The sequence below is a fragment of the Cyanobium sp. NIVA-CYA 375 genome (assembly GCF_056108345.1).
This window is the reverse complement of sequence record NZ_JBSYHW010000136.1, coordinates 1-3,428: the sequence shown is the minus strand read 5'-3', so window position 1 is coordinate 3,428 and position 3,428 is coordinate 1. Positions and strand designations below refer to the sequence as shown.

4 protein-coding genes and 1 pseudogene are annotated in these 3,428 nt (G+C 56.1%); 4 read left to right on the top strand and 1 reads right to left on the bottom strand.

Annotated elements, in window-relative coordinates; genetic code table 11:
• A pseudogene (locus tag AC01FP_RS16580) lies at positions 1-226 on the top strand (hypothetical protein); the annotation flags it as partial.
• A 296-nt stretch (positions 227-522) separates the two neighbouring features.
• Here the strand turns inward: AC01FP_RS16580 and AC01FP_RS16575 are convergent.
• Positions 523-681 carry a hypothetical protein gene (locus tag AC01FP_RS16575; protein WP_474481769.1) on the bottom strand — a complete coding sequence of 53 codons (159 nt, stop codon included), beginning with the start codon at positions 679-681 and terminating at the stop codon, positions 523-525.
• 557 nt (positions 682-1,238) lie between these two features.
• Here AC01FP_RS16575 and AC01FP_RS16570 point away from each other — a divergent pair.
• From AC01FP_RS16570 to AC01FP_RS16560, 3 genes are all read left to right on the top strand, one after another.
• Entirely contained in the window at positions 1,239-1,742 is a 504-nt protein-coding gene (locus tag AC01FP_RS16570) for a thermonuclease family protein (protein ID WP_474481768.1), read from the top strand.
• Positions 1,743-1,902: 160 nt separating this feature from the next.
• Positions 1,903-2,034, top strand: a complete 132-nt coding sequence (locus AC01FP_RS16565) for a hypothetical protein (protein WP_474481767.1) — start codon at positions 1,903-1,905, stop codon at positions 2,032-2,034.
• A gap of 151 nt (positions 2,035-2,185) precedes the next feature.
• Positions 2,186-2,821, top strand: coding sequence for a hypothetical protein (locus tag AC01FP_RS16560; protein ID WP_474481766.1), 636 nt, complete (start codon positions 2,186-2,188; stop codon positions 2,819-2,821).
• Positions 2,822-3,428: the final 607 nt, after the last annotated feature.

The following is a 3,428-nucleotide window of genomic DNA, read 5'->3' as shown; positions in this document are numbered from 1 at the left end:
CGTGTTGATGGTGGCCTGGATGAACCAGCAGGCGATCGAGCGCACCCTCGCCAGCGGCGAGGTGCACTATTGGAGCCTGCTCTTCCTCTCCAGGCCGTGGGAGCGAAGGCGGTTTCTCTCTGGGTGGAGAAGGCGAAATGGGTTCTGGTTCTATGGCGCCCTGGTGCTCTGCAAGGAGGCGAAGGTATTTTCTGGACTTCAGATCGGGGAGGCCTACTGCGGCTAATAGCGCCAGCGGTCCAAAAAAGAAGCCTCCGATCATCCAGGGGCCGTCATCGTGCCCCTTGATTCCAGCTACAGCAGAGGTGAAAAAAGCACACGCAAACGCCCCGACAAGCAAAGGAAAAAGAAAAGGCAGCAGGTACTCAACTTCCATTAATACAGGGCTTCTGAGCAAAGTCTGAGCATGTCTCCGCAGAATGTCCACTGGTGCTGCGCGCTGATCAGCAGCGGTGCGGCGCAACTCTGCTACGGAAACCTAAGCAGCTTGCTGGTCAAGCCACGCGGCGAACGCCTGGCGGGTTAGGTGCCGGGCTCGCCTTCCTTGAGCACGTCCGTTACCCGATGGCCTGGGAACAACTCTTTGGCAGCCTTCAGGGCCTCGGCCTTATCAGCAGCAAAGAGGGGCGTCACCGCTATGCCCTCGGGCAGGTCAGCGATCAAATCGAATAAGAGGCTCATGGTCGGCAGCTGCAGGGCTAGGCAATAATGCAGCAACTAATTCACCGTCATGCGTAAACTTCTAGTTGCTGCTGCCTTGATAGGCACTTCGTTCGCTGCTGTCAGCCCCGCCTAAGCCAAGTCAATTTGGTTGAAGTGTGGGGAACAAGAGATTAGCCTAGACAGCGCAAAAGAAAGATTTTCACTAACGGATTTTAAGAAAGTCTATCAGGGTCCCGCGATGTTTACCCCTGACCAGTTTAACTTTGAATTTCAATGGTTTGCAAACCTTAAGTCGACTTATGCCATTGACAGAAAATCGCTTGGATATGTGCACACAGTCCTTATTTCAACTGTCTTGGCGCCAGACTGGAAGGTGCTGAATGCGCCCAAGGTAGGCAAATGTTTAATAATGAAAACACCGCCTACAACAGGCAATAAAATCTGAAGACAGGCCATGCTTTGGCCGATTTAAGGACTTGTCATAGAATAACTACCTAAAAGAAGTAGCCCTATGCGCTGGCCAGTCCTTATTGCCAGTGCTGCGTTGGCATTAGCTCCAACAGCTGCCCTAGCCCATGGTGGCGGGGGTGGATGCCAGCGGCTGCCACACCAACAAGAAAACAAGCGACTTCCACTGCCACGGCGGCGGGAGCCCAAGCCCAACCCCGAGCCCGAGTCCAAGCCGATCTGTTTACAGCGCACCAGCACCAAGGCGTAGCCAACCGAAGTCCGTAGCTGCAGCCGCTGCTGGTCCTGCAACGCTGGTATCAGTGGGCGATGGCGACACCATTCGGGTGACCACCGCCAATGGGCAGAAGGTAACGATCCGGATGGCTTGCATTGATGCACCCGAAACCGCCCAGGGGGAGAGCGGCACACAGGCCACCCTGGTGTTGAAGCAACTGCTGGGTTCTGGCCCGGTAGAGATCAGACCGCAGACGGTGGACCGTTACGGGAGAACAGTGGCCGAGGTTTATGCCGGTGGTCGGAACGTAAATCTGGAGATGGTGCGCTGGTATGGCCTACGCCTACCGCCAGTACCTGAGCTGGTGTTACTAGAACGCCTATCTAGGAGCTGAGGCACAGGCTGAGCGTGACCGGCAGGGGTCTGGCGCTGGGGAAATGAAGTGAAGCCCTATGATTTCAGAAAGAGTCGGTAGCCTCTCAGCTGCAATCGCAATGCAGGTCTCCAGAAATCTGTTTCCCTGACCCAAAGAAGTCCGGATACTCCACCCATCCATGACAAGCACCACCCCTGCCCACCGGGCTCAAGTCCAACCTCTCTCCCAGGTGCTGGAGGAGCCCGAGGAGGCTCCGGAGGAGCTGGTGGCTCGGCCGTCTCCCACCTGGATGGGCTGCTCTCCTTCCTGATGAAGGCGGCCAGGAATAGCTGGGAGCTTCCCACCTCCCAGGTCCAGCTTCTGGTGGGGGCCAAACCCCGAGGGACCACCTTCGCCAGATACGGGTTCACCTTCCGGCCTGCTGGGAAGCACGGCCAGGAGACCAGCTGGAGGGTGGAGCGATGAGCATTACTTCTTTCTTTCGGCCCCTAATCGTTGCGCTGTTGCTATTTGAGGGTGGGTTGCAGGCTCAGCCGCTCGTGGAGGCGTATAGAAGACAGGAAGAGCTCCGACTCCTTGTTGCGGGGATTTGCGACGCTCAGTTTGAAAAAGCTCAGTATCTCCCAGTTGAAGGTCCAGTAGAGGATGTGCGGTACATGATCTCTGCAAAGGGAGTTCAAGCCATTAAGGCTGTTGTCATCCCTGCAAGGCCAGGTGTTTTTTACAAGTGCGACAGAGGAAGTTATGAGCAGCCAATGCTTCTTGGGCGCACTTACACTTCCCGAAACTTAGGAGTTATCACTTCTAAGCAGGCTGCCGCCTGTCGCAGCCTGGCAGCTTTGGATGCCCGGATCATTACGCTGAAGCGAGAGCTGGAGGGTGATGGTACCTCGGCTGCACCAACACCTTCTGGCGCGGTAGATCTCTCCAGATGTGCGATCGTAAAAAGAGAGAGGCTTGAGTTGGAGCCTTGTATTGTCAGAATAATTGGAGACCAGAGAATTAGTACGTCTTGTTTGATAAGTTACACCCAGCTCGATGATGCTTTGGTTGAAAAACGGACTTTGGCTGCCCGCGTGGTGTCTCCGTCGAAGTAGCTATGGGACATGGTTTTCTTTACATGGAGTCCCCCTTAGGCCCCTCGGAAACCTTTCTTTCGTGTGATTCCAGATCCCCCGGGAGGGTGCTTGCTAGGCCACTTCCCCAGATAGGGGAGAGGGAAATCACCGGATTGGAGCTTCCGGGCCAGACCGCGGCCACCCCCTCCGGTGCCAGCTGCTCTGTCTGGTGGCCCAGGCGTTCTCCCGGATCTGTTCCTCAGCCTGGGCATAACGGTTCAGCGCATCTCCCCAGGCGAGGTGGCCATGCCCATCTGGCGGAGGGCCTCCTATCGCTCCCAGTGGATCGCGCTCCTGGGGCTGGTCTTCAGGGCCAGCAGGGTGGTCGGTGAGAAATAGAGGTTTCCCGCTTCCTCGGGCTCCATGCCCATGAAATCCCTCCGGATCCGGATGTCGCTTGACAACTGCTTAATCCAGCCTGCTCTGAATACTGTTACGGCCAGACTAAGCTAAGTAAGAATGGGTAAATTACTAGCAACAGATGCCCCTACTCACCTGTCAAGACTGCGGTAAAGAGCACTCGAACCTTGCCCCCGCCTGCCCAAATTGTGGACGTCCTAATCAGATGGGGCAGGTTGAATCTATG

What these genes read in the sequence shown, in the direction of transcription:
- AC01FP_RS16560 (WP_474481766.1), top strand. Translation starts at nt 2,186, where the DNA reads ATGAGCATTACTTCTTTCTTTCGGCCCCTAATCGTTGCGCTGTTGCTA.
- AC01FP_RS16575 (WP_474481769.1), bottom strand. Translation starts at nt 681, where the DNA reads ATGAGCCTCTTATTCGATTTGATCGCTGACCTGCCCGAGGGCATAGCG.
- AC01FP_RS16565 (WP_474481767.1), top strand. Translation starts at nt 1,903, where the DNA reads ATGACAAGCACCACCCCTGCCCACCGGGCTCAAGTCCAACCTCTCTCC.
- AC01FP_RS16570 (WP_474481768.1), top strand. Translation starts at nt 1,239, where the DNA reads ATGGTGGCGGGGGTGGATGCCAGCGGCTGCCACACCAACAAGAAAACA.